The organism is Bergeyella cardium (genome assembly GCF_003614945.1).
Classification (GTDB): Bacteria; Bacteroidota; Bacteroidia; order Flavobacteriales; family Weeksellaceae; genus Bergeyella_A; species Bergeyella_A cardium.
Genome location: NZ_QYCZ01000002.1, coordinates 95,124 through 121,108, shown reverse-complemented (window position 1 = coordinate 121,108; position 25,985 = coordinate 95,124). Strand labels below are relative to the sequence as shown.

24 protein-coding genes are annotated in these 25,985 nt (G+C 37.5%); 18 read left to right on the top strand and 6 right to left on the bottom strand.

Features of this window, described 5'->3' with window-relative positions:
* The first annotated feature begins 43 nt into the window (after nucleotides 1–43).
* The 12 genes from hflX to D8991_RS08790 all read left to right on the top strand — a co-directional run bounded on the left by hflX (nucleotide 44) and on the right by D8991_RS08790 (nucleotide 14,788).
* Complete coding sequence (gene hflX / locus D8991_RS08845; protein WP_120489852.1) at nucleotides 44–1,249, top strand: GTPase HflX; 1,206 nt, start codon at nucleotides 44–46, stop codon at nucleotides 1,247–1,249.
* 15 nt (nucleotides 1,250–1,264) lie between these two features.
* Complete coding sequence (brnQ, locus tag D8991_RS08840; RefSeq protein WP_120489851.1) at nucleotides 1,265–2,563, top strand: branched-chain amino acid transport system II carrier protein; 1,299 nt, start codon at nucleotides 1,265–1,267, stop codon at nucleotides 2,561–2,563.
* Nucleotides 2,560–3,558 carry a glycosyltransferase family 2 protein gene (locus tag D8991_RS08835; protein ID WP_120489850.1) on the top strand — a complete coding sequence of 333 codons (999 nt, stop codon included), beginning with the start codon at nucleotides 2,560–2,562 and terminating at the stop codon, nucleotides 3,556–3,558. Before brnQ ends, D8991_RS08835 begins: the two co-directional genes overlap by 4 nt.
* A 6-nt stretch (nucleotides 3,559–3,564) precedes the next feature.
* Nucleotides 3,565–4,686: an EpsG family protein gene (locus D8991_RS08830; RefSeq protein WP_245957224.1), complete on the top strand. Its 1,122-nt coding sequence runs from the start codon at nucleotides 3,565–3,567 to the stop codon at nucleotides 4,684–4,686.
* A gap of 10 nt (nucleotides 4,687–4,696) precedes the next feature.
* Nucleotides 4,697–5,806 (top strand): glycosyltransferase family 4 protein, encoded by a 1,110-nt coding sequence (locus D8991_RS08825; protein ID WP_120489849.1) that lies wholly within the window; start codon nucleotides 4,697–4,699, stop codon nucleotides 5,804–5,806.
* 37 nt (nucleotides 5,807–5,843) lie between these two features.
* Entirely contained in the window at nucleotides 5,844–6,689 is an 846-nt protein-coding gene (locus tag D8991_RS08820; protein ID WP_120489848.1) for a polysaccharide biosynthesis/export family protein, read from the top strand.
* Between the two features lie 6 nt (nucleotides 6,690–6,695).
* The gene (locus D8991_RS08815; protein ID WP_120489847.1) at nucleotides 6,696–9,188 is read left to right on the top strand and encodes an exopolysaccharide transport family protein; all 2,493 of its coding nucleotides are present in this window, start codon (nucleotides 6,696–6,698) and stop codon (nucleotides 9,186–9,188) included.
* Nucleotides 9,189–9,345: 157 nt separating this feature from the next.
* On the top strand, nucleotides 9,346–10,251 hold the full coding sequence (gene porG / locus D8991_RS08810; protein ID WP_245957223.1) for a type IX secretion system protein PorG: 906 nt from the start codon (nucleotides 9,346–9,348) through the stop codon (nucleotides 10,249–10,251).
* A 27-nt stretch (nucleotides 10,252–10,278) separates the two neighbouring features.
* Nucleotides 10,279–11,031, top strand: coding sequence for an isoprenyl transferase (locus D8991_RS08805; protein WP_120489846.1), 753 nt, complete (start codon nucleotides 10,279–10,281; stop codon nucleotides 11,029–11,031).
* An 81-nt stretch (nucleotides 11,032–11,112) separates the two neighbouring features.
* A complete protein-coding gene (locus tag D8991_RS08800) occupies nucleotides 11,113–13,674 on the top strand; it encodes a BamA/OMP85 family outer membrane protein (RefSeq protein ID WP_120489845.1) in 2,562 nt (853 codons plus the stop codon).
* 15 nt (nucleotides 13,675–13,689) lie between these two features.
* The gene (locus D8991_RS08795) at nucleotides 13,690–14,256 is read left to right on the top strand and encodes an OmpH family outer membrane protein (protein WP_120489844.1); all 567 of its coding nucleotides are present in this window, start codon (nucleotides 13,690–13,692) and stop codon (nucleotides 14,254–14,256) included.
* Nucleotides 14,257–14,287: 31 nt separating this feature from the next.
* A complete protein-coding gene (locus D8991_RS08790) occupies nucleotides 14,288–14,788 on the top strand; it encodes an OmpH family outer membrane protein (RefSeq protein ID WP_120489843.1) in 501 nt (166 codons plus the stop codon).
* 101 nt (nucleotides 14,789–14,889) lie between these two features.
* Here D8991_RS08790 and uvrB read toward each other — a convergent pair whose 3' ends face one another.
* Entirely contained in the window at nucleotides 14,890–16,887 is a 1,998-nt protein-coding gene (uvrB, locus tag D8991_RS08785; protein ID WP_120489842.1) for an excinuclease ABC subunit UvrB, read from the bottom strand.
* A 66-nt stretch (nucleotides 16,888–16,953) separates the two neighbouring features.
* On the opposite strand from uvrB, the gene D8991_RS08780 reads away from it, so the two are divergent.
* A complete protein-coding gene (locus D8991_RS08780; protein ID WP_120489859.1) occupies nucleotides 16,954–17,268 on the top strand; it encodes a thioredoxin family protein in 315 nt (104 codons plus the stop codon).
* A 215-nt stretch (nucleotides 17,269–17,483) separates the two neighbouring features.
* Nucleotides 17,484–18,170 carry a C40 family peptidase gene (locus tag D8991_RS08775; RefSeq protein WP_120489841.1) on the top strand — a complete coding sequence of 229 codons (687 nt, stop codon included), beginning with the start codon at nucleotides 17,484–17,486 and terminating at the stop codon, nucleotides 18,168–18,170.
* A gap of 55 nt (nucleotides 18,171–18,225) precedes the next feature.
* Here D8991_RS08775 and D8991_RS08770 read toward each other — a convergent pair whose 3' ends face one another.
* The 5 genes from D8991_RS08770 to D8991_RS08750 all read right to left on the bottom strand — a co-directional run bounded on the left by D8991_RS08770 (nucleotide 18,226) and on the right by D8991_RS08750 (nucleotide 21,996).
* Nucleotides 18,226–18,978, bottom strand: coding sequence for an amidohydrolase (locus D8991_RS08770; RefSeq protein WP_120489840.1), 753 nt, complete (start codon nucleotides 18,976–18,978; stop codon nucleotides 18,226–18,228).
* Nucleotides 18,979–19,100: 122 nt separating this feature from the next.
* Entirely contained in the window at nucleotides 19,101–19,568 is a 468-nt protein-coding gene (locus D8991_RS08765) for a DinB family protein (protein WP_120489839.1), read from the bottom strand.
* A gap of 249 nt (nucleotides 19,569–19,817) precedes the next feature.
* The gene (locus D8991_RS08760; protein WP_120489838.1) at nucleotides 19,818–20,447 is read right to left on the bottom strand and encodes an outer membrane beta-barrel protein; all 630 of its coding nucleotides are present in this window, start codon (nucleotides 20,445–20,447) and stop codon (nucleotides 19,818–19,820) included.
* A complete protein-coding gene (locus tag D8991_RS08755) occupies nucleotides 20,431–21,240 on the bottom strand; it encodes an ABC transporter ATP-binding protein (RefSeq protein ID WP_120489837.1) in 810 nt (269 codons plus the stop codon). Before D8991_RS08755 ends, D8991_RS08760 begins: the two co-directional genes overlap by 17 nt.
* A gap of 3 nt (nucleotides 21,241–21,243) precedes the next feature.
* On the bottom strand, nucleotides 21,244–21,996 hold the full coding sequence (locus tag D8991_RS08750) for an MlaE family ABC transporter permease (protein WP_120489836.1): 753 nt from the start codon (nucleotides 21,994–21,996) through the stop codon (nucleotides 21,244–21,246).
* Between the two features lie 123 nt (nucleotides 21,997–22,119).
* Between D8991_RS08750 and D8991_RS08745 the strand changes: the two genes are divergently transcribed.
* The 4 genes from D8991_RS08745 (at nucleotide 22,120) to rocD (ending at nucleotide 25,939) form a co-directional block, all read left to right on the top strand.
* Nucleotides 22,120–22,722: a DUF502 domain-containing protein gene (locus D8991_RS08745; RefSeq protein WP_120489835.1), complete on the top strand. Its 603-nt coding sequence runs from the start codon at nucleotides 22,120–22,122 to the stop codon at nucleotides 22,720–22,722.
* A gap of 45 nt (nucleotides 22,723–22,767) precedes the next feature.
* Nucleotides 22,768–23,250, top strand: coding sequence for an acetyl-CoA carboxylase biotin carboxyl carrier protein (gene accB / locus D8991_RS08740; RefSeq protein ID WP_120489834.1), 483 nt, complete (start codon nucleotides 22,768–22,770; stop codon nucleotides 23,248–23,250).
* Between the two features lie 77 nt (nucleotides 23,251–23,327).
* Nucleotides 23,328–24,683 (top strand): acetyl-CoA carboxylase biotin carboxylase subunit, encoded by a 1,356-nt coding sequence (gene accC, locus D8991_RS08735; RefSeq protein ID WP_120489833.1) that lies wholly within the window; start codon nucleotides 23,328–23,330, stop codon nucleotides 24,681–24,683.
* 17 nt (nucleotides 24,684–24,700) lie between these two features.
* Nucleotides 24,701–25,939, top strand: coding sequence for an ornithine--oxo-acid transaminase (gene rocD, locus D8991_RS08730; protein WP_120489832.1), 1,239 nt, complete (start codon nucleotides 24,701–24,703; stop codon nucleotides 25,937–25,939).
* Nucleotides 25,940–25,985 lie beyond the last annotated feature (46 nt).

Here is a 25,985-nt window from a genome sequence, read left to right as displayed (position 1 = left end):
ATTGAATTGAAATTTTGGATATAAAAAATATTGACTATTAACGATGATAGAAAGAAAGGAACATAGGTATGAGAAGGCGGTTTTGGTGGGATTGATTACCAGAGAGCAGGATGAAGATAAGCTGACGGAGTATTTAGATGAGCTGGAATTTCTCGCCTATACGGCAGGGGCAAGTGTGGAGAGGCGGTTTACACAGAAACTGACGCAGGCTGATTCGAGGACATTTGTGGGGAAAGGGAAAATGGAGGAAATAAGGGATTTTGTAAGGGAAAATGAGATTGGAACAGTGATTTTTGATGATGAGCTATCGCCCTCACAACTAAAAAACCTTGAAAGAGAAATGGAGGTGAAGATACTTGACCGAACGAATCTGATATTAGATATTTTTGCACAGAGAGCACAGACCTCCTATGCGAGAACACAGGTAGAACTGGCACAATATGAATACCTGCTACCAAGACTGACGAGGATGTGGACGCACTTAGAGAGGCAAAGAGGAGGGATAGGGATGAGAGGTCCTGGAGAAACGGAAATAGAAACCGATAGGAGGATTATACGGGATAGAATAGCCCTGCTGAAAGAGAAACTGAAAACGATAGACAAACAGATGGCAACCCAGAGAAATAACCGAGGGAAAATGGTGAGGGTAGCCTTAGTAGGCTATACGAATGTAGGGAAATCTACGCTGATGAATGCGCTATCAAAATCCGATGTGTTTGCTGAAAACAAACTCTTTGCAACCCTCGACACGACGGTGAGGAAAGTGGTAATTGGAAACCTGCCGTTTCTGCTGACCGATACGGTAGGATTCATTAGAAAACTACCAACGCAGCTTGTGGAGAGCTTTAAATCTACCCTTGATGAAGTGAGGGAGGCAGATTTACTGCTTCATATTGTGGATATCTCTCACGAGAGCTTTGAGGACCATATTAATTCGGTACACCAGATACTGCAAGAGATAGATGCACACCAGAAACCGATGATAATGGTCTTTAATAAAATAGATGGATTCTCTTATGTGAAGAAAGATGAAGATGACTTGACACCAGCGAAAAGAGAAAATATATCTCTGGATGAATGGAAAAAAACTTGGATGGCAAAGTCTAAATATCCAACGGTTTTTATTTCTGCACTGACGAAAGAAAACTTCCCAGAGATGAAAAAAATGATTTATGATGAAGTACACAGGATACATATCTCGCGATTCCCGTATAATGATTTTCTTTTTGAATACTTTGACGAAGAATAAAAAAAACTCAATATAATGAAACAGAAGAATAAGTGGATAACCATAACGACGGTGGGCTTTGCACTTTTTGCGATGTTCTTTGGAGCGGGGAATTTGATTATCCCTCCATTTATCGGGCTGTATACGGGTGAGGATTGGTGGCTTGGGCTGTTGGGCTTCTTTATTACGGCGATTTTTGCTCCATTTTTAGGGGTGATGATGGTGGCGGTAACGGGGAATACCTTTACTGACCTTGGGAAGAAGCTCCCCCCTGTACTCATCAACAGCCTTGCTCTGCTGATTATACTCTGTATAGGTCCTATTATCGCAATCCCCCGAACGGGAGCAACGACTTATGAAGTGGGATTTAAGCCCTTCTTCCCAGAGATGAACAGCCTTGTGTTTTCGGTTGTGTTTTTTGCCTTAGTCTTTGTGCTTTCTATCTCTAAAACTAAAATAGTAGATGTTATTGGTAAGGTATTAACGCCGTTTTTGCTTTTGGCTCTTGTACTGCTTATTCTAATGGGGGTAATGAGCCCTGTGAAGGAGCCTTTGATAGAGGGAGAATCACTAATGGAGAGTTTTAAGCTCGGTTTTACGGAAGGATATCAGACACTGGATGTGCTTGCATCTGTGATATTTGCCGGGCTAATTATCTCAGGAGTAATAAATAGTGGGTATACCACTGAACACGAGAAAACCAATATTACGATATGGGCAGGGGTGGTATCTACTGTGGCATTATTGTTTGTCTATGGGGGATTGATTTATCTTGGTGCAATGACGGATTATCAGACAGAAGGAGAAGTCGCTCGCTCGGAACTGTTGCTTTATATATCAAAATCTGTACTTGGGCATAATGGAACTTTTGTGATTTCTGTTGCGATTTCTCTCGCCTGCCTTACCACAGCCATAGCGCTTACTTCGGCTACTGGAGCATTTTTTGAGAATATCAGCAAGGGGAGGATATCGTATAGAATAGCTGTAGCGGTGTGCAGTATAGTATCATTAATCTTATCTGTAAATAGTGTGGAAGAGATTATAAACTATGCGGCAGATATATTGATATTTATCTATCCCGTAACATTTACATTGTTGCTACTGATATTGGTATTTGGCAGAAAGGTAGACTATAAGCTCCCGTATGTTTTGGGGATGCTGATGACGGCTTTATTGTCTTTGATTTCTGTTTTTGAGAATATGAAATGGGATTTTGAAAGGCTCTATCACTTGAAAAAAAGTATACCGCTGAGCTCTTATAATCTTGAATGGCTTTTGCCATCGGTTATTGCTTTTTGGGTGGGGTATATCATCTCTAAAATAAGCCAGAAATGAAAAAAGTTTCAGTGATAGTTCCTGTGTATAATGTGGAAAAATACCTTGAGAAATGCCTGAATTCTTTGGTGAATCAGAGCTTGGAAGAGATAGAAATTATTGTAGTAAATGATGGAAGTACGGATAATTCACAAGCGATAATTGATGGTTTTAATGAAAAATACCCCGATAAAATAAAATCTTTTACAAAAGAAAATGGAGGGCTGAGCGATGCGAGGAATTTTGGAATAGAAAGAGCCGAAGGGGAGTTTATCGGCTTTGTGGATTCTGATGATTATGTATCGGTTGAGATGTTTGAAGAGATGTATCATTTGGCAAAAAAGTACGATGCTGAAATGGTAATCTGCAACCTGCAAAAAGTAGATGAAAACGGAAATGTAACCCAGAAGCTGACCCAAATCCCAAATATGCCTGAGAAAATAAATTTGGAAACGGAGTTCTCTGTGTTTTCGGATTTGAGTTATTTTGCGTGCAATAAGATTTTTAAGAAAAAACTTTTTGATAATAAAAAATTTAAAAAAGGCATTCATTTTGAAGATATACAACTGATTCCACAACTTTTGCTCAGCTGTAAGACAATAGCACAGACACAGAAATATCATTATCAGTACTTGGAAAGGCAGGATTCTATTACCAAAACACATACTGAAAAAGGTTTGGATATCCTGAGAGCAGTGGAAGATGTGGAACAGACTTTTTATACATCAGTATATAGCCATAAACTAAAAGAGTTGAAAGGATTTCAAATACTCGAGGGAATATATTCTTTCTTAGCGTATTTAGCTTTTGTAAAGGATACATCTACTTACCAAAAAATGTCTTTGGAACTAAAAAAGTTTATTAAAGACAGAGGGATATCAAGGCGAGAAATCTTAGGCTACAAGCGGTTTGATACGAATTATATATTATCTTTGCCCCTTAAAAAAAAGATTTATTATTTTCTTTATTTTTTTAATCAGGAAAGGATTATAAACTTTATTTTAAAAAAGAACTAACGAATAATGCCGATTTTACACCCCGTATTTCTTATTGCTATACTTGCACTTATTGTTTTCAGTTTTATGGAAACATATGCCAGTGATTATAAGAATTATAAAGGAGTTTGGGTAGTGATAGTGTTTCTTATTATACTCTCAGGTTTAAGGGAAGATGCGGGGGCAGATTATGGTGTTTATGCTATAATGTATAGAGATTTTGGTGTAAGCATAGATTATTCTGAACTTCTTGAAGGGGCATTGTTTCGTGAGAATAAATTACCAATAGAGTGGCTTTATTCAGTTATAGGGAAGGTCTTTTTTTCTTTTGGATTGCCCTTTTTTATTTTTACACTCTTTCTTGCAATTGTATCTGTTGGAATTAAATACCTTGCATTTGAACAATCAGTAGTATACCCAGCGCTGAGTATGTTGCTTTATTTATTTCCGTCTTATTTTACAGGAGATTCAGGACATATGAGGCAGGCTTTTGCTATGGGGATATTGATGTTTTCATTTCTTTTCATTAAAAAAAGAAATCTATTGATGTTTCTTATAATGGTGTATTTAGCGATGGGATTTCATAAATCATCGGCTGTTTTTGTTTTGGCTTATTGGATTGCTATTGTGCCTATGAATAGAATAACATTATTGGGTATGGTACTCATAAGTGTTTTGTTATCTCCATTTCAAATATATAATTATATCTCTATTTTTGAAAGTTTAGCACCTGTTGAAGTATATTCTGGTTTTTCAGCATATTCTACAATTGAAGGAGATACATCTACAATTAAATTTACAGATTTAATAAGTATAATGTATATGTTTTTTGTGTATTTCTATGATAAAGATGCTTGTAAGCAAATTCCTTATTATGAATATATGAGAAATATTGGAGTGTTTGGTATTTGTTTGTATTTTATATTTAGAGGAAGTCCTATATTTTCAGGGCGATTGGCTGCTATATATTTAGTGTTTATGGTAATGGTAATCCCTAATATAATTGCAGCAATAAAAAATTTACAATTAAGAAGAGGTTTACACTTTATTGTTATCGCGTATGTTGTATTCTATTGTATTGTATATACAGTAATGCAAGGGCAGAGAGCAGGTTTTACGATTGAGCATTATAGAAATTATTTGTGGTAGATTTAGTATAATGGATAAAATAGAAATCATATTAAATAGTATAGGGATATCGATTTTTTATATAAAACTCATACTGAGTTTTATATTGTCTTTTTTGATATGTTTTGTATCAATACCTACAATTATTAAAATATCCCGAAGGAAAAACTTAATGGATGAACCTGGGGATAGGAGTTCACATCTTAGAAAGATACCGAATTTAGGAGGAGTAGCTTTGTTTCTTTCAATAGCTGTATGTGCTTCTGTTTTTGCATACGAACTTTTTGATTTGTACAAATTTTTATTTGCATCCTTGGTGATACTCCTCTATATTGGGGTGATGGATGATATAATGGTTCTAAGAGCATATAAAAAACTCTTAGTACAGGTTATCGTTTCTGTACTAATTGTTATTGGCTCAGATGTTCGGATACGGAGCCTGTTCGGTGTTTTTGGAGTTTATGAATTGAATTATTTTTTAAGTGTTGTTTTTAGTGTCATTACCTTTATTATTCTTATAAATGCTTTTAATTTAATAGATGGCATAGATGGATTAGCGGGTGCTTATTCTGTTCTCTGTAGTTTATTCTTTGGTGTGAGTTATTACAGATTAGGGGTGTATAATTATCCATTAGTGATATTGTCAGTTATCATTATCGGAGCTGTATTGGCATTTTTATATTATAATTTATCGCCATACAGGAGTATCAGGATTTTTATGGGAGATACGGGCTCAATGATTTTAGGTTTTTTACTCGCGTTTACTGCTATATGCTTTATTGATATTTTTATTGATAAGGACATACGATATTTACCTCGTTATCATCTTAATTCAGCCCCAGTGGTAGCTGTTGCTATTCTTATTTTGCCGATTATTGATACCTTAAATGTGATTATTATTCGATTATCTCAAAAAAAATCTCCATTTGAAGCAGATAAAAACCATATTCATCACAGGTTATTGGCTTTGGGGATTAGTCATAGAAGAGCGACATTTTACATCATATCCTACTATTGTTTTATAGTAGGCATAACCTATTGGCTCAGACATTTGGAAAATAATTTACTTTTATCCATTATCGTGATATTGGGCTTTATTGGGGCTTATATACCTGTATGGCTTTTGAAATTAAAGAAATGATAAAATAATTATATTTTTGCAAAATAAATTTTAACTGATGAATATAAAACATCTACTATTTTACACTTTTATACTCACTGTACTTACTTCTTGTATAACGACTAAGGATATAAAATATCTTCAGCCTAATGAAAATTTGGTAATCAATGAAGAAGGTCTTGTTCCGTACAATATACAGGAGTATAGAGTTACTAAAAATGATATTTTTAATCTCAATATTGTCACCACCTCAAAGGGAGATGCAGCACAGTTTTATTCTATGTTTAATACTTCGGGAGGGATAAATTCTGGGAATAGTGTAAATCAGGTTTATAACAATAATAACGCAAATGATAATGTTAGATTTTACTTTAATGGGATAAAAGTAGATTCTAATGGTGAGATTTATATACTTGGTATAGGCTATTTAAAGGCTGAAGGAAGAACCATTGAAGATATTAGAAATGAAATTCAGCAAAAGGTAAATGAAAACTTTTTAAAAGATAAGACGGATGTTCGTTTAAATCTTGATGGGATAACTTATTATGTATTAGGAGATATTGAGACAGTAGGTGTTTCAGGTAAAAAGACAGCTTATACACAAACACTTAGTATTACAGAAGCGCTTTCTCTTGATGGAGGGCTTAATAGAACGGTGGATAAAAAGGATGTCATTATCCATAGAAGGTATCCTGAAGGAATTAAAATTGTTAAACTGGATCTTACACGAGAGGATGTTATGAACTCTCCATACTACTGGATTCAAAATGGAGATATGATATATCTCAATACTCGTAAGAAAAGCCTTAATGGCTTTGGTAAAGACCCTCTTAATACTTTGACGACTGGTGTTACTTTGCTTACTACAGCATTATCTGTTTATTTATTAATTTCCAGACTTTAAGATTGTATGATTCCTAATAAAGAAACGAATAAGAAAGGAAATAATGAAAATGCCAGCCAGGAGAGTATAGCTTCTTTTTCCTTATTTGATGCTGGTCTTTTCATTCAGAAACTTATTAGAAATTGGTATTGGTTTGTTTTTATGTTTGGGGTAGGTTATGTTATTGCCTATGTATATAGCCGATACTTTACTCAGAGGATATATGAGTCTAATCTATCGCTGAGTATGTCCAGTAATGCAACCAGCTATTTTACACCAAATCAGTCTATCAACTTTATTTGGGATCAGCGCTCAAATAGTGATGGCTTGTTCTTAAAGAAGATGATTCTTTCCCGCTCACACAATGAGTATTTGGTAAAGAAATTAGATTTGTTTGTTAATTATTCTACCAAAGGGGTGATTAAGGAAACCTATTTAGACAAGTATGATTCTCCTGTCTTTATAGAAATTGATAGAGACTATCCTCAGCAGCTTGATTATCCAATTACTCTTTTGCCAAAGGGGAATGATCAGTATGAAGTAACTTTTCCAGAGGAAGGCTTTAGCAATTATCTCTATAATTATAAGAATGAGACTTTTGTTTCTGTACCAGAATATCCTGTTCCCCAAAATAAATTAATCAAAGTAGGTCAGTGGTATACAGCTCCGAACTTTAAGTTTAAGTTGGTAAAGAATCCTGTAACACCAGCCATCGGTGTAGATAATATCATTATTAAGCTAAGCTCGGTTAATGCAGCGGTACAATCTATCATTGCGACTACTTCTGTAAAGTTTGATGAAGAGCTAAACAGTGTTGTTATTATTTCAAAGAGAGGATATAATTTAAATGGGACAGTTCAGTTTCTCAATACTACAGTAGAAGAGCTTATAAAGAAGAGGCTGGAAGATAGAAATACGGTAGACCAAAATACCGTAAAGTATCTTACAGTGAATTTAGAGCGTGTTAAGAAACAATTAGACTCTGCGGCTACTAAACTCAATGATATTAGACTGAAAGAAGGTATTTTTAATCTTGAAGAAGGAGATACAAGAATTTGGGGTAGCATTACAGACCTTGAAAAGAAAAAAGTAGATATTCAGGATAAAATAAAAACACTTAATAATATTAAGAGAACCTTGATGTCTTCTAGTCTTGATAATCTGATAAGCCTTAGGTCTGCGGGAATAGATGATAGTTCGTTTTCTACCACAGTAAGTGAGCTAAAACTCCTCTACATTAAAAAGAGGGAGATGGAGTCTATATATACTCCACAATCTGAGGCTATGAAAGAGATTAATCGCCAGATTAATGATATAAAGCTCGGTTCTCAGGCTAATCTCCAAAGTTATTACGATGATTTTTATAAGGAGCTGAATGAAATTAATCAGAAAATAAGTCAGGCAGAAAATTCTTTGGTCAATCTTCCAGAAGGGCAGAGGCGCTATTTTGATGTTAAAAGGGGATATGATATTATAGAAAATACTTATAGTCTTCTCCTTACAAAGCAGGCAGAGAGCAAGATGAGAGTAGCTACAAATCGTTCAGATTTAAATATAATAGACCCAGCTAAAAACCTGGATCAAGGTCCAGTAGCTCCTAATATTTCCAATATCAAGAATATCATTATTGGGGTATTGCTCCTTATTCCTCTTCTTATCATTGTACTTAGAACATTGTTAGACAATAGAGTTATTAATATAAAAGAAGTGCTCAGAGTTACCAAAATTCCATTGCTTGGTGTTATTGGTAAGAGTTCTCACGAGAATAATCTTACGGTATTGGAACAGCCTAAATCTTCTGTTTCCGAGGCATTCCGAGGACTAAGAGCCAATTTAAGATTCCTTGTAGGTGAAGATGGCAGAGCTAAAGTAATATTGGTAACATCTTCTATTAGCGGAGAGGGTAAGACTTATACGGCTATTAATATAGCATCTGTACTGGGGCTTAGTGGAAAAAAGACTATTTTGCTCGGTATGGATTTAAGGAAGCCGAAAATATTTGGTGATTTTAAGATCGATAATCGCTATGGGCTTTCCAATTACCTCACGGGAGAAGTGGGTATGGGAGATATTATCAATAAAACTGAGATTTCGTCTTTAGATGTTATTACTTCTGGACCTATTCCGCCCAATCCTTCCGAGCTATTGATGAGCCAGAAGAATATTGATTTCATTCAAGGATTAAGGGAGCATTATGATTTTATTATTATAGACTCTCCACCTGTTGGTCTTGTGGCAGATTCATTCGAATTAATGAAATATACCGATGCTAATATCTATGTTGTTCGTCACGAATATACAGAGAAGTATATGCTCAAAATGATTACTGAAAAGTATGCGAAACACGAAATACAACATCTTGGTTTGGTATATAATGATTACCAAGTGAAGCAGGGCTATGGGTATGGTTACGGCTATGGGTATGGTTACGGCTATGGCTATTTTGATGAAGATGCAAATTATAAAGAGCCTACTCTTATTAGGCTGAGAAATAAGATAAAATCAATACTACGGAAGTAGATTGTAAAAAAGTCCTTTAAAATTTCTAAAGGACTTTTTTATTAAACAGTATTTCTATTATTAGTTGAGAGAAATAGAACTCGGTTTTAGAATAAAAATCAGCAAAAGGCGTTTAGATTTAAATTTATGGGTTTTTATTGGCTTTTAACTAAGTATTATGAATTTCACTAAGGTAAAAATGTTTTATATTTGCACAAACTTTGGAAAAGTGTCTATCAGACCGATGTTTAGTAAAATAGTACTTGTTGTAATGGCAACTTTTTTTAGCTTTCTCTCTTTCGGGCAGCGCCACGAAATCGGTTTGAAATTGGGGCTAAGTACTGTGGTAGGAGATATTGGGCAGGATAATTATCAGTTAAATGCACCTGTATTCAGTAAAATTTCCAGTTATGGAGTCCCTTTCCATATAGAAGCAATGTATAGGATGAACTTTAACCCTTATCAAACACTAAGAATAGATGCAGGGTATTTTCAGGTTCAGTTTGATGATGAATATGCAGATGAAGCCTACCGAAACAAACGCAGAAAAGGCAATTCTAATAATGGAGGAAATCTTGATGTGGTTTTTGAATACAACTTTTTCCCGGTAAATAATGAGCAAAGCTCTATGCTGAGCCCTTATATCTTTGGTGGTATAGGAGGGCTTGTTACCAATACTCCTTATCTTAGGATTAAGGATAAATCTCAAGGAGCAGCAGCAGCTTCGCCAGATTTTGAAATCTATGAAACCAGAAAAGGAAAATTCATAATGTCTATACCTTTTGGTGTAGGGATTAAATATAAGTTTCACTATAACTGGGCTGCTTCTGCAGAAGTGAAATTCCGACCAACTTTCTCAGATGGAATAGATTATAGTACTTTAAGCAGAAAAGATGTAGGCACAGTTTTTAATAATGAACTGAGAAAAAAAAATCCTAAGGTTTATGATGAAGCTATTGATAAGGAAGTAGAAAAATATATGAAAGACAGAAATATAGGAAATACAAATTCTAATGACTGGTTAAATAGCGTAATGATAGGGCTTAGCTACTCCTTTGGCAGACCGCCGTGCTATTGTGATTAATGGATAATGTTTCAATGAAGTACAGGAATGAAATCATATAAAGAAATTATAAACCCTGAAAAACTCCCACAGCATGTTGCTATTATTATGGATGGTAATGGCCGATGGGCAAAGTCCCGTGGCGAAGAGCGTACTTATGGTCATCGCAATGCGATAGATGCTGTGAGGAATGCTATTAATGCTTGTAATGAAGTTAATATCCCTTATCTTACACTCTATACTTTTTCATCCGAAAACTGGAATCGTCCAGATGATGAGGTCAGTACTTTGATGAGCCTTCTCTCAGAGACCCTTCTTACCGAGGCAGATGAAATTTTTACAAAAGGGCTTAGAATGCATATGATAGGAGATATTTCCCGGCTTCCAGAATTAGTGAGAGAGCAGCTTTTAAATGTGATAGACCTTACTAAGAATAATACAAAAGGCAATCTTATTCTCGCGCTTAACTATGGCTCCCAAAGGGAAATTTTAAAAGCAGTAAAAGAGATTTCGCAGGAAGTAAAAGACGGTCAGCTACAAATAGAAGATATAACAGAAGCCGTTTTTGAGAAGCATCTTTATACAAAAGATTTTCCACCAGTAGATTTAATGATACGAACCAGTGGAGAAGTTAGGATAAGTAATTTCTTGCTTTGGCAGTTGGCTTATGCAGAACTTCAATTTTTGGATGTCTTATGGCCAGATTTTTCCAAAGAAGATTTTTTTAAATGTATTGTAGACTACCAGAAAACAGAGAGACGATACGGAAAAACAAGTGAGCAGATAGCTCTTAGTAATTAATATTTAAATTGATAGAAAATTTATAATTTAAAGAGAAAGCTGAAAAGTCTAAGACCAACAGCAGACAGCAAATAATAAATAATGAAACTGAAATTCATACCGATTGTAATGTTTGTAGCTACCGCTCATTTCTATGGGCAGGTTACTCAGCAGCAAAAAGATACTCAAACAGCAGAGACCTCTGCATATACTGATAATCAGAGAGAGGTTTATTACCTGAAAGATATTGTAATTGATGGAGTGAAAAAGTATTCTCCAGCTCAAATCTTGCGTTTTACAGGTCTTAACAAAAACGAACAGATAGAAATTCCTGGGTTAAAAATCAGCAATGCAATAAAAAAACTTTGGGATACAGATAATTTCTCAGAGGTAGAGGTTTATGTTCTCAGTGTAGAAGGCGATCAGGTTATTCTTCGTTTCAATCTTCAGGATTTAAAAGAGCTGGGAGAGGTAGATGTTATAGGGAAAGGTATTGGTAAATCCAAAAAGGAGAAAATTATTAAGGATAATGATTTAAAGCCAGGAAAGAAAGTTACCAATAACTTGATTTCAACCCTTAAAACAAAAATTCCACAGGAATATATTAATAAAGGCTTTGCCGATGCAAGCGTAAGGATTACAGACAAACCTAATGCTGCTAATGAAAGTATGGTAGATTGGACGATAGAAGTAGATAAAGGCAAGCGTATAAAAGTAGCTAAAATAACTTTTGAAGGTAATCAAGCGATTTCTTCTAAAAAATTGAGAAAAAAGGGCTTTAAAAATACCAAACAAAAGAGATTCGGTATTGGTGGAATCTTCAAACCATCCAAGTTTATAAAAGATAAGTACGAGGAAGATAAAAAGTCTTTAATCTCCTATTATCAGTCTCTTGGGTATAGAGATGCGAGGATTATTTCAGACTCTGTATGGAGAATGCCAAAGAAAGATTATCAAATCAATATCAAACTTAATGAAGGTAAGAAGTACTATATCGGAGATATCAGCTTCTTAGGAAATACAACCTATTCTACTGAGGTTCTTCAAAAGATTTTAGGTTATAAAAAAGGAGATATATACGATGCTGTAGGCTTTAATAAAAAAGTAGGTGAAGATGGCGGTAAGGAAGACGACTCTGATTTAAAGTCGCTTTATCTTAATAATGGTTTTCTTTTCTCAAATGTAACTCCAGTCGAGAAATCCGTTTCTGGAGATTCCATCAATTTAGAAATAAGAATTAATGAAGGTGAAAAAGCCAGTTGGAATAAAGTCTCCTGGTCAGGAAATACCGTTACTCACGACCATGTAGTGCTCCGCTCTCTTTATACTCGTCCAGGGGATTTATTCTCAAAGTCTGATATTAAAAGAACCTATTATACTTTGGCTGGTAGTCAGTTCTTCGACCCTCAGCAGCTCAATCAGCAAGTAACCCCTAATCCGCAAAGCAATACTGTGGATATTCACTGGACGCTTGCAGAGAAAGCCTCTTCACAGATTCAGCTTCAGGCGGGCTATGGTGGCAGCACCTTTATTGGAACTTTGGGGCTTACCTTTAATAACTTCTCACTGAGAAATTTCTTGAGATTAAAGAAATTTAATCCCGTTCCTCAAGGTGATGGTCAGGTATTCTCTGTTACAGCTCAGGTAGGGCAGTTCTTCCAGAATTATGCGATTTCTTTTGTAGAGCCTTGGCTCTTTGGTAAGCGCCCTTCGGCTTTATCGTTTGGTACCAACTATTCCCGTGTAAAGGCTTATGTGGATAATTATGGTACCGTAGGAAATCTTAATATATTCTCTGCAAGTACAGGGCTTAATAGACAGCTCAACTGGCCAGACAACTGGTTCTCTCTCTATACGGGCATCCAGTATCAGAGGTATCAGTTTGATAACTACCCTTTCCAGTTTGGTTCTACTACCGAGAATTATGGCTCTGCTAATAACTTCTCATTCAATATTGGGCTCAGTAGAAATTCCGCAGGACTTGACCCTATATTCCCTACCCAGGGTTCTAATATAGAGGCGAGTGTTAAATTCACCCCACCATATTCTTTGTTTAGCAATAAAGATTATGATAAGATGACGCCTACCGAGAAATACAACTGGATGGAGTTCTATAAAGTAAAATTAAAAGCAGAAACATATAATACCGTAGTAGGAAAACTCGTTTTAAGAAGTACTGCTGAAATGGGCTTTATGGATGGATATACAAAAAAACTCGGTGCTCCACCATTTGAGAGATTCTATATGGGAGGTACAGGGCTTTTCAATGGACGATATGACGGCCGCGAGCTCATCCCGCTTAGAGGTTATGAAAACGCTTCTACTACAGGCTATGCGATGGGTACCAGAGGTTCTACCGATATCACTCCTTATGGTGGGGGTACTATCTATAATAGATTTGCTCTGGAGCTCCGCTACCCTATCTCTCTTAACCAAACGGCAAAAATATATGCGCTTTCCTTCTTAGAAGGAGGTAATGTATGGAATACTTGGGGGCAGTATAACCCTTTCCAATTAAAGCGTTCCGTAGGCTTTGGTATTCGCGTATATATGGGCATATTTGGGCTTATCGGTTTTGATTTTGCTTATGGTTTTGATAAACCCCTCGGAGGTACTCAGCCAGCAGGATGGCAAACCCACTTCCTAATGGGACAAACATTGTAATTAAATAAATTATATATGAAAAATTTGAGATTCTTATTAATTTTTGCTTTTTTTGCATCTACATTGGCTTTCGGGCAGAAGATAGGCGTCGTAGATACTAACTATATCTTGAGCAAAATGCCACAGTATAAGGAAGCAGAAGGGCGTCTGAACAGCTTAATTCAGTCTTGGGAAAATGAGCTTCAAACCTTACAGAAGGAATATGATGACAAGAAAGCGGCTTTTGAAAATGAAAAAATATTACTCGTAGGAGAGCATCTAAAAGAACGAGAGAAAGAAGTTCAAGAGCTTGAAAGTAAAGTAAAAGATTTTATAAAAACAAGATTTGGAACCAATGGCGAAATGAGCAGTATGCGCTCTAAATTTACTCAACCTTTCCAGGATCAGATTTGGAATGCCATAAAGATGGTGGTAGAGAAAAACAATTTAGGCGTGGTTTTGGATAAGAGTAATAACATCAGTGTTCTTTATCTTGACAAGAGGTATGATTATACCGATAAAGTTTTGGATGTCCTCTTGAAGAGAAATGCAAAGCCTGAGAAAGCAAAAAAGGAAACAAAAACAACGATTAAGAAAAAGTAATTAATTTAAAATTTTAATACATTATTATATTATGAAACAACTAAGCGTATTATTCTCTGCAGTAGCTCTATTCATCGCTTCATCTGCAGTAAAAGCCCAGAAAGTAGCACATCTCGATGTAAATGCTGTTCTTAGCCTGATGCCAGAAAAGAAAAAAGCAGATGAGAAATTAGAGGCTTTTTCTAAAGCTAAAGGTGCAGAAATCGAAAAGCAAGCTCAGGCTTGGCAGGCAGAAGTTGCGAAATATCAGCAAGGGGCTGCTAAGCTGACCGAAGCTCAGAGAAAAGCAAAAGAAGAAGAGCTTACGAAAAAGCAACAAAACATCCAAGGGATGCAACAAGCTGCTCAAAAGGATTTAGCTGAAAAATCAGAAGCAGAATATGCTCCGATTGAAAAGAAATTCCAAGAAGCAGTAAACAAAGTTGCAAAAGCAAACGGATGGGATTATATTCTCGATGGAAACTCTTCTCTTTTCATCTATAAAGCAGGACCAGATGCTACTGCGGCAGTGAAAAAGGAACTTGGACTTTAATTCATTTTGAAAATATATTTAATTAAGTACCACTATCGGAAGATAGTGGTTTTTTTATGAATGGGAGATTTATCTTTTTTTGTGTTGAGAAAGGAGATTTATTAAACCGACTGCCTAAGAGCTTCTATCTCGTCGCGGATTTGTGCAGCAGTGATGAAGTCAAGATTTTTAGCTGCGGTTTCCATTTCTTTTTGCTTTTTAGCTATGATTTTTTCTACTTCCTCTGGGCTGAAATTATTTTTAGTTTCAATTGCTTTTTTCAGAATTTGTTTTTGGGTATAGGCTTCGCTTGGGAAATCTTTGGTACGCCCTACGAGTGCTTCCGAAATCTTTTTGTTGAGCTGCTTTGGCACTATATTGTGCTCTTCGTTATATTTCTGTTGTTTTTCTCTGCGGTAGTTGGTTTCATCTATAGTAATGCGCATAGAGTCTGTGATCCTGTCTGCATACATAATCGCTTTACCATGAATATTTCTCGCAGCACGCCCTACGGTTTGTATCATTGAGCGGCGAGAGCGGAGGAACCCTTCTTTATCGGCATCCAATATGGCGACGAGGGATACTTCAGGGAGGTCAAGTCCTTCGCGGAGGAGGTTTACCCCCACTAAAACATCAAAGAGCCCAAGTCTGAGATCTTGCATAATTTGTATCCGCTCCAGAGTTTCCACATCAGAGTGAATGTATCTAGTTCTAATGCCTACTTTGGTGAAGTATTTCGTGAGTTCCTCTGCCATTTTCTTAGTAAGTGTAGTTACCAGCACCCGCTCATCTTCTTCGGCTCTTTTCTGTATTTCTTCTATGAGGTCATCTATTTGATTATGGGTAGGCCTTACTTCTATAACTGGGTCTAGCAAGCCTGTGGGGCGGATGATTTGCTCAATATACTCACCCTCTGTTTTGTTGAGCTCATAGTCAGCAGGAGTGGCAGAAACATAAACCACCTGATTTTGCATAGCTTCAAACTCATCAAATTTTAATGGGCGATTATCCAGTGCGGCGGGCAATCGGAAACCATATTCTACAAGAGATTCTTTTCTGCTTCTGTCTCCTCCATACATTGCGTGTACTTGGGGTATGGTTACATGGCTTTCGTCGATGACCATCAGATAATCATCAGGGAAATAATCAAGCAGACAGAAGGGACGGGAGTTGGGCTCGCGGCGGTCAAAGTATCGGGAGTAGTTTTCTATACCTGAGCAGTATCCTAGTTCTTTGATCATCTCTAAGTCGAGCTCGGTTCGCTCTTTCAGCCTCTTGGCTTCTAAGGGTTTTTCTATACTGCTGAAGAAATCTACTTGTTTTACGAGGTCATCTTGAATATTTCTGACCGCCTCAGCTATGGTTTCCTTTGATGATACGAATAGATTGGCGGGATAGATTCTGATTTGATCAAAATGAGAAGTTACATTCCCCGATGCAGGGTCAAAGGTTTGGATTTTCTCTATTTCATCTCCGAAGAACTGTACCCTTACAGCATTGTCTGCATAGGCAGGGAAGATATCTACCACATCTCCCTTTATACGAAAGGTACCTCTTTGAAATTCATTTACTGATCTTGAATAAAGAGCATCAACAAGTCGATGTAAAAGATGAGTTCGCGTAATTTTATCTCCGAGGGATATTTCTACCAGTGACTTATGAAATTCTGTAGGGTTCCCAATGCCATAAATACAAGATACAGATGCCACGATGAGAACATCTCTTCTACCAGAGAGGAGGCTTGCCGTAGCGGAGAGTCTTAGTTTCTCTACTTCTTCATTTATACTTAAGTCTTTCTCTATATAGGTGCCTGTGGAAGCGATATACGCCTCTGGCTGATAATAATCATAATAGGAAACGAAGTATTCCACTGCATTCTCAGGGAAAAACTCCTTAAACTCCATAAAGAGCTGTGCTGCGAGGGTTTTATTATGAGCCAGAACAAGGGTAGGCTTTTGTATGTTCTGAACCAGATTGGCGATGGTAAAGGTTTTCCCAGAGCCCGTAACTCCGAGTAGGGTTTGGTATTTCTCGCCTCTTTCTATGCCTTCGGTGAGTTTTTTTATGGCTTGAGGCTGGTCGCCCGTTGGTTGATATTCGGATTTTAAATGGAATTTCATAGCTGCAAAATTAGTCTTTTTTATGCTGAGAAATCCTTTTTTATCTTTGTGAAAAGTTTTAGGAAAATGTCTCAGAAATTTCAAGAATTAATAGAATCTGACCGCCCAGTACTTATAGATTTCTTTGCTAGTTGGTGCCAGCCGTGCAAGGTGCAGTCGTCCGTCCTCAATTCTGTAAAAGAACTCGTAGGTGCAGCAGCGAGGATTGTAAAGATAGATATTGACCAGTATCCTAATATCGCTAATGAAAACGGTGTGCGTTCTGTGCCTACGCTTATGCTCTATAAGAAAGGCGAGCTCCTGTGGAGAGGCAGCGGAGTATATGATGTAAATACCCTAACTAATCTTATACATCAATATTCTGATGATGATAATGAATAGCAAGAGCTGTTAAAAAATATTAAAGGATTTTAATTATTTGTATCGCTATATAGGGGATTATAAGGGTGATTTTTTTAACAACCTCAGTGTTCGCGTTAAAATTTGTTAAAAATCCTTTGTCGGAAACCAATATTTCTATGTCTGAGAGGTGCTTTGGCTAAATTTGTCCCATTATTTAATTAAAAAAGCACTCAAAACCCAAAATAAAAATTAGAATGAAAAAGAGTTTTTTAGTATATATAGTAGCATTGGTATCTGTATTAACTTTGGAGTCGTGTGTATCTAATTATGTAGTATCTACTCCTATCCCTTACAAACAAAACACTAAACTTGCTACTATCCCTAACAAGAGTTTAAATTTTGCTAAACAATCTCTTAATAACAGAAACTCCCTTGATGCTGTTCTTGCAGGTATTGATAAGGTAGAAAAATCCTTTGAAGAATCTAAACTTCAGGAATACAATACTAAAATAAACGCTCTCTTAGCCGAAGCAGAATCTTACCTTGGTACGCCTTACAGATTTGGAGGGATGAGCAGAAGAGGAATAGACTGCTCTGGTTTCGTTCTTTCTGTTTTTGGTGCTGCTATGGGAATTCACCTTCCGAGAATCGCCGCTTCACAGGCGGGAGAGGGAGAGAGTGTAAACAAAGACGAACTCAAAAAAGGAGACCTCGTGTTCTTCTCTCAAGGAAGAAGGATTTCACATGTAGGTATCGTTCATAATGTATCTGAAGAGGGGGTGGTAACTTTCATCCACGCATCTTCATCCAAAGGAGTGTCTTATGCTACCCTAAGCGATAAGTATTGGAGCCCAAGATTCAGATTTGCAAAGAGGATAGTAGATGAGAACAATGTTTTTGATATTACTCATCCTGCAACTGATACCTATGCACAGAATTAATCAATTGCTTTCATATAGTTTTTAAGATCTGCTTCCTTAGGAGGCAGATTTTTATTTATATGAGAATCTGGAAATCATCAGCATCATTTAGAAAACCGTACTTTTCTCTAAATGCTTTGAGCTTTTGCAGGTCAATTTCAGCGATGACTTGGCTTCCTTCTTTCCGAGACACAATACTCCCATCGGCAAAGAAACAGTTTGAGCTCTCTTCGTAGTAGAGGTTGTTACCATCGGTTCCAATTCTATTGAGCCCAAAGACATACGAAAGGTTTTCTATTGCTCGTGCTTTTAGAAGGGAGTGCCACGCATTTATTCTTGCCTGTGGCCAGTTGGCTACATAGAGGATTACATCATAGTCTCCCTTATTTCGCGAGAATACAGGAAATCTCAAATCATAGCACACCAAGAGCAGAAATCTCACACCGAGATATTCTACAATCATTCTGTCTTTCCCTTTAGAGTAGATTTTATCCTCACCCGAATAGCTGAATAAATGCCTCTTATCATAGAACGAATACTCCCCATTAGGATAGATGAAATAAAATCGGTTATAAAACAGTCCTCTTTCAGCTACTGAAACACTCCCTGCTATGGCGATATTTCGTGCTTTGGCAAGGGATTGCATCCAGTGGAGGGTTTCGTTTTTATTATCAGCTATATCTTCTACCTGCATACAAAAGCCTGTGGAGAACATCTCGGGGAGCAGGACTAAATCTGTCTCAATACCCTTAAGTTCTCTCTCTATCTTTCGGAAATTTGCCTCTGGCTCTTTCCAGATAATATCCATAGTAAGCCCTGTTATTCTCATTTTTTTTCCTTGTTGATGATAGCAAATATAGCCTTTTAAATCAGCCTCAATAAAATATCCACTCCCTCACATCTTTCAAGAAGACCAAGAGAGCAGATATTAATACTTTTCCTAAGAACTGTTTATTTTATAAAGTAGCTGAGGGCGATTACGGTACCTAGATGACTTCCTTCGTGTGATACATTAAATTCAATAGCGTCTTCTGCATTGTGAAGCGGAAAATTAATACCCGTTACATAATCGGTATAGCCCTTAAAAAGTCCATTTTTATAATCTACCTCCATTTTTTCCTGCGTACTTATCATCAGCTCCTTGATGAGTTCTATCTCTTCCAAGCTCGGGATACTTTCATCGGGAGCTGTACCCTTGCGGTATTTTGTGATAAAATCCTCGTCCACATACATTGGAAGTCCACTATTGAAATAGCAATACAATTGCTGGGTAACGATGATATGCCCCGCATTCCAAAGCAAATTGTTCTTAAACCCCGCCGGGATGAGGGCCAATTGCTCAGGGCTATACTTACTGAAAAACTGCAAATGTCGTTCTCTTAAGCATCTGTGCAGTTTAAAAATAGAATCGTTTAGCATTTTTTTAGTTTTTAATGGTTAAATACCTAATTTTTTCTTCAATTCTTCTAAAAGATAAGCTTTTAGTTTGGAACTTCTTAGTTTTTTTCAGATACTACAAATATAGAAATTTTATCACCTTCTTTCTTTGGAAAAGTTGGAATAAAATAACAGAGTAAAAGAATAAACAGAGATGATATCTTTTTCAGAAAGGTGAAAAACAAATATTGGGGGCTTTGCCCCCAATATTCCTATTAAATTTATTATAAATTAAAATTTATACCCTACACCTACCATAAACAGGCTTGGGCGAGCATCGTATTGTACTTCGTATTCTTGTCCGCTCACAACATGTTTATCAATAAAGTTTCTCTGATCGTTAGAGAAAGCTCCCTCGTAGCGAGCATTGATGATAAAGTCGCTCAACTGTACCTGTGCACCAAATTGATAACCTACGGTAAAGTCTTTGGTAGCATGCTCTTTGAAGTTTTGGTAAGACTCTTTCGTACTGAGGTTATAGCTTGCTACAGGTCCTAAAAAGAGACTCGCAGTATCTCCCAACAGTTTATAACCTACAAGTACTGGGACATCTATACGGTTGCTTTTCGCTTTTAGAGAAGTCTTCGTATTTTCGTCTGTAAATTCATTCTTGAAAGACGTGAAATAGAGCTCTGGCATTACATAAAATGCTCCAGGAAGATCTACTTTCGCTGAAACGCCGACATTGTAGCCTACAGAGTTAGAGCCTTTCTTATCGTAGGCTTTAAGCCCTGCATCTTTTAGAGATTTCCAAGAACCAGAGCTTGTTGGGAAGAGCAAGTGTGCTTTTCCTGCAAATGATACCTGCGCACTGACTAATGCTGATAGTCCTATGAGTGCTGTGCTAATTAATTTTGTCATCTTTTTTAGTTTTAATGTTTTCTAATGTCTTGTTGTTTTTTATCAAATAATCTCGTAGTTCTTTGAAGATATCAGAAGAATAAACGAAATCTATCAGGTGTTTATTGTCTGCATTGATGAGAATGTCCTTGTTTCCTTCCCATTCCTTCACTCCAAGACGGAGATATACAATTTTCTCGCCAATCGTCATCACCGAGTTCATATCGTGGGTATTGATAATGGTTGTAGTGTTATATTCCTTTGTGATTTCAGAGAGTAAATCATCAATTACCTTTGAGGTATAAGGGTCTAATCCAGAATTGGGTTCATCACAAAAGAGATACTTGGGATTATTCACAATGGCACGGGCTATTGCTACCCTTTTTTGCATCCCTCCAGATATTTCTGCTGGGAATTTTTTTCCAGCATTCACCAGCTGTACCTGCCCCATTACTTCCTTCACTCGCTTTTTCTTTTCTGTAAAAGTAAGATTGGTAAACATATCGAGTGGGAACATAATATTGTCCCGAACCGTCAGCGAGTCAAACAGCGCACTCCCCTGAAATACCGTCCCAATCTCTGAGCGGAGAATCTGCTTCTGCTTAGGCGTCATTTTAGAAATATCCCTACCATCAAACAAGATAGTCCCACTCGTGGGCTCATAGACATTGAGCAGGGACTTTAAAAAAACCGTCTTCCCCGAGCCACTTTGCCCAATAATAAGATTGATTTTACCTGTATCAAATGTAGTAGAAACGCCTTTCAGGATTTCCGCGCTATCAAAACTCTTCCTTAAATCTTGTACTTCAATCATTGCTTAGCTTAAAATCATTTGTGTTAATAACAGCTCTGAAATAATGATGAAAACCATCGTCCAAACCACTGCCTGAGTACTTGCTCTACCTACCTCAAGCGAGCCACCTTTTACCGTATAGCCAAAATAGGCAGGCACCGTAGCGATAATAAAGGCAAACACTACCGTTTTAATAAAAGCATAATAAGTAAATAGGTTTGGCATATACATTTGTATCCCTGTGATGTACTCGGCATCCGTCCAGTTGCCTGTAAGCACGCCAGCGATATAACCACCGCCTATACCCACTACAATACTTATCGCAATAAGCACAGGATTAAAGATAATACTCGCAATAATCTTCGGGAGGATTAAGTAATTGGATGAATTTACCCCCATAATATCCAAAGCGTCTATCTGCTCCGAAACCCTCATTGTACCAATACTTGAAGCAATGTATGAACCCACTTTACCCGCCAAAACAAGACTGATAATCGTGGGAGAGAATTCTAAAATAAGCACTGCCTTAGTTGCATAGCCCACAAATGCCGGTGGGATGGGAAATGGAGATGCATCAAAATTGTTAAACATCTGAATGGCTACTACTGCCCCTACGAATATGGAAGTAAATACGACCAAACCGAATGAATTTACACCAAGGTCGTTGATTTCCCGCATTAGGACTTTTGCAAAAACTGCCCTTTTCTGTGGTACTTTTAGGCTCTTGCCCATTACGATGAGGTACTCACCCAAGGCGGTTAGGAATTTTCTAATCATTCCGCGAAGGTAATATATTTTTTTTTATCCGCTTCAGAATATTTAATCTATAAACTTTTGTTTCTATATTAAGAAATAGTAGTAATTTTGCCCGTCTCTATTAGACATAGGAAGTAAAAGCCAATGGATAAAAAAAATCGCCTTGAACGCCTGTTTAACCTCTTTCTGAAATCATTCTTTCAGGGCTTGCTTCTTATTGCACCTTTGGGGCTTACCATCTTTGTGGTTTTATATATAGTAACTTCCGTAGATGGGCTTATTCCCTCCATCGGAGAGCGATTTCCAGGACTTGTTTTTTTCATTACGATTATAATAACCGCCATTTTGGGTTATCTGGTGAATAGATTTGTCTTAGGGCAGTTTATTTTTAATTGGATAGACCAGCTTTTAGAGAGAACGCCAGGTGTAAAGCATATTTATACCCCAACAAAAGATGTAATGTCTTCTTTTGTGGGAGATAAGAAAAAGTTTAAAGATCCTGTTTGGGTAAAGACCAGCGAAAACCCCGAAATCTGGAGGATAGGTTTCCTTACTCAGAAAGATATGCCCATAATGGGTAAGGAAGGGCTTGTAGCGGTATATCTTCCGCATTCTTATGCCATCTCGGGCTGGGTTATCATTACCGAAATTGCAAATGTAAAACCTGTAGAGGGTATGGATGCCGCTTCTGCAATGAAATTTGCCGTAAGTGGCGGTGTAGCGGGCTTTGGAGGTGCTAATCATTAGAATTATTTTATTTTTATATATTTGAAAACTTAAACAATCATATTTATGGACATTAAAGACATACAGAATCTCATTAAGTTTGTATCTAAGGCAGAAGTTTCTGAGGTAAAGTACAAAACAAAAGATTTTGAAATCACCATTAAAACCCCTCTTGCAGGAAGTGAAGTGAATTATATTCCACAGGCACCCGTTTATCAATCTCAGATAGCCCCTGTTGTGCCAGCAGCTCCTGTTCAGGCAGCTGTACCAGTAGCAGAGCAAGCATCTTCTGAATCTGATGATAGCAATTACATCACCATCAAAGCTCCTATGATTGGTACTTTTTACAGAAGACCAGCACCAGATAAAGAGGTTTTTGTGGGAGTAGGAGATGAGGTTTCTGTTGGTAAAGTTGTCTGTGTAATTGAGGCAATGAAGCTCTTTAACCAAATAGAATCTGAGGTAAGCGGTAAAATTGTAAAAGTATTGGTAGATGATGCTACACCAGTAGAATACGACCAACCATTATTCTTAGTAGATCCGTCTTAACTCATTATTCAATGATTAAATAAGGCTTTTATCACTGTAAAAGCCTTTCATCTTTTTATTAATTAAAAAAAACAATTATGTTTAAAAAGATATTAATTGCCAATCGTGGCGAGATTGCAATGCGTATTTTGCGTACTTGTAAGGAAATGGGGGTGAAGACCGTAGCGGTATATTCTACTGCTGATAAAGACAGCCTTCACGTGAGATTTGCAGATGAAGCGGTTTGTATAGGTCCGCCAGCGAGTAAGGATTCTTACCTTAGGATTCCCAATATTATGTCTGCTGCTGAGATTACAAATGCAGATGCCATTCATCCGGGCTATGGGTTCTTATCCGAGAATGCTAATTTCTCCCGAATCTGCCAGAAGAATGGTATAAAGTTCATTGGTGCTACTCCAGAGCAGATAGAGAAAATGGGCGATAAAGCCAGTGCAAAAGCAACGATGAAAGCTGCAGGAGTGCCTTGTGTACCCGGCTCTGATGGACTTATAGATTCTTATGAAACCGCAGTGAAAATAGCAGAAAAGATAGGTTATCCTGTAATGATTAAAGCTACTGCTGGTGGTGGTGGTAAAGGGATGAGAGCCGTTTGGAAGAGAGAAGAGCTTAAAGATTTATGGGATTCTGCAGTGCAGGAAGCAGTTGCTGCGTTTGGCAATGGCGGTATGTATATGGAAAAACTCATCGAAGAGCCAAGGCATATAGAAATACAAATTGCGGGAGACCAGTATGGTAAGGCTTGTCACCTTTCCGAAAGAGATTGCTCTATCCAAAGGAGAAATCAAAAGCTGGTAGAGGAGACTCCTTCTCCATTTATGACCGATGACCTCCGCAAGAAAATGGGCGAAGCAGCAGTAAAAGCCGCTGAGTTTATCGGCTATGAAGGGGTAGGTACTATTGAGTTTCTTGTAGATAAAGACAGGAATTTCTACTTTATGGAAATGAATACCAGAATCCAAGTAGAGCATCCTATTACTGAGCAAGTGGTAGACTATGACTTGATTCAAGAGCAGATTTTACTTGCAGCAGGAGAGAAGATTTCAGGGAAAAATTACCTTCCTAAGATGCACGCTATAGAGTGCAGAATCAATGCAGAAGATCCTTATAATGATTTCCGACCAAGCCCAGGAAAAATAACCAACCTCAACATACCTGGCGGGCACGGAGTGCGTGTAGATACTCATGTATATGCAGGTTATACCATTCCTTCCAATTATGATTCTATGATTGCCAAGCTCATCGTTACGGCGCAAACCCGAGAAGAGGCTATTGCCAAGATGAGACGAGCTTTGGAGGAGTTTTATATCGAAGGAGTGAAAACCACTATCCCGTTCCACAGACAATTAATGGATAATGAGGACTTCATAGCAGGTAATTATACCACCAAGTTTATGGAATCTTTCGTTATGGATAAGGCTTATGAAAATCATTAATTCTAAATAATAAGATAATGTCAGAAAATAAAAATACACAGTACTATATTGATTTGGAAAACCAGTACGGAGCGCACAATTACCACCCGCTACCTGTAGTTTTGGAGCGTGGCGAAGGCGTTTATGTATGGGATGTAGAAGGCAAGAGATATTATGACTTCCTTTCTGCTTACTCGGCGGTAAATCAAGGACACTCCAATCCTAAGATTGTAAAGGCACTTACTGAGCAGGCACAGAAGCTCTCGCTTACTTCCAGAGCGTTTTATAATTCTAAACTCGGGGAATATGAGAAAAAGATTACCAACATCTTCGGTTTTGATAAGGTTCTCCCGATGAATTCTGGTGCAGAGGCAGTAGAAACCGCTGTGAAATTAGCCAGAAAATGGAGTTATGAGGTAAAAGGCATTTCTGAAAACACTGCCAAGATTATCGTTTGTGAAAACAACTTCCACGGGAGAACTACAACTATTGTTTCTTTCTCTAATGACCCTGATGCCAACAGAAATTATGGACCTTTCACACCAGGCTTTTTAAAAGTTCCGTATAATGATATAGAAGCATTAGAAAAAGTCCTTGCAGACGGTTCAGATGTAGCCGCATTCTTAATTGAGCCGATACAGGGAGAAGCTGGAGTATTCGTTCCCGATGAAGGCTACTTGAAAAAGGCATACGACCTCTGTAAAAAGAATAATGTCCTCTTTATTGCAGATGAGGTTCAGACGGGGATTGCAAGAACGGGTAAGATGCTCGCTTGCGACCACGAGAGCGTGAAGCCCGATATTTTAGTTCTCGGTAAGGCACTTTCTGGTGGTATGTACCCTGTTTCTGCGGTATTAGCAAATGATGAGGTGATGAAGGTCATCAAGCCCGGTCAGCACGGTTCTACTTTCGGAGGGAATCCATTGGCTTGTGCTGTAGCTTGTGCTGCACTTGATGTCATTATTGAAGATAAACTCGCGGAGAATGCACAAAAAATGGGAGAGCTTTTCCGTGCGGAGATGCAGAAAATCATCGCTGAGACTGATTTAGTAACTGCCGTAAGAGGTAAAGGCTTGCTCAATGCAATTCTTATCAATGATACTCCTGAAAGCTCCACAGCTTGGGACATCTGCCTTGCGTTGAAGGAAAATGGCTTGCTGGCAAAACCTACTCACGGGAATATCATCCGCCTTGCGCCACCATTGGTAATGAGCGAGGAGCAGTTGATGGACTGTGTAGGTATCATTAGAAAAACCCTTTTAGAGTTTAAAAAATAACAACTTTTCAATACTAAATCCTGCATCAAGACTTGTTTTGATGTAG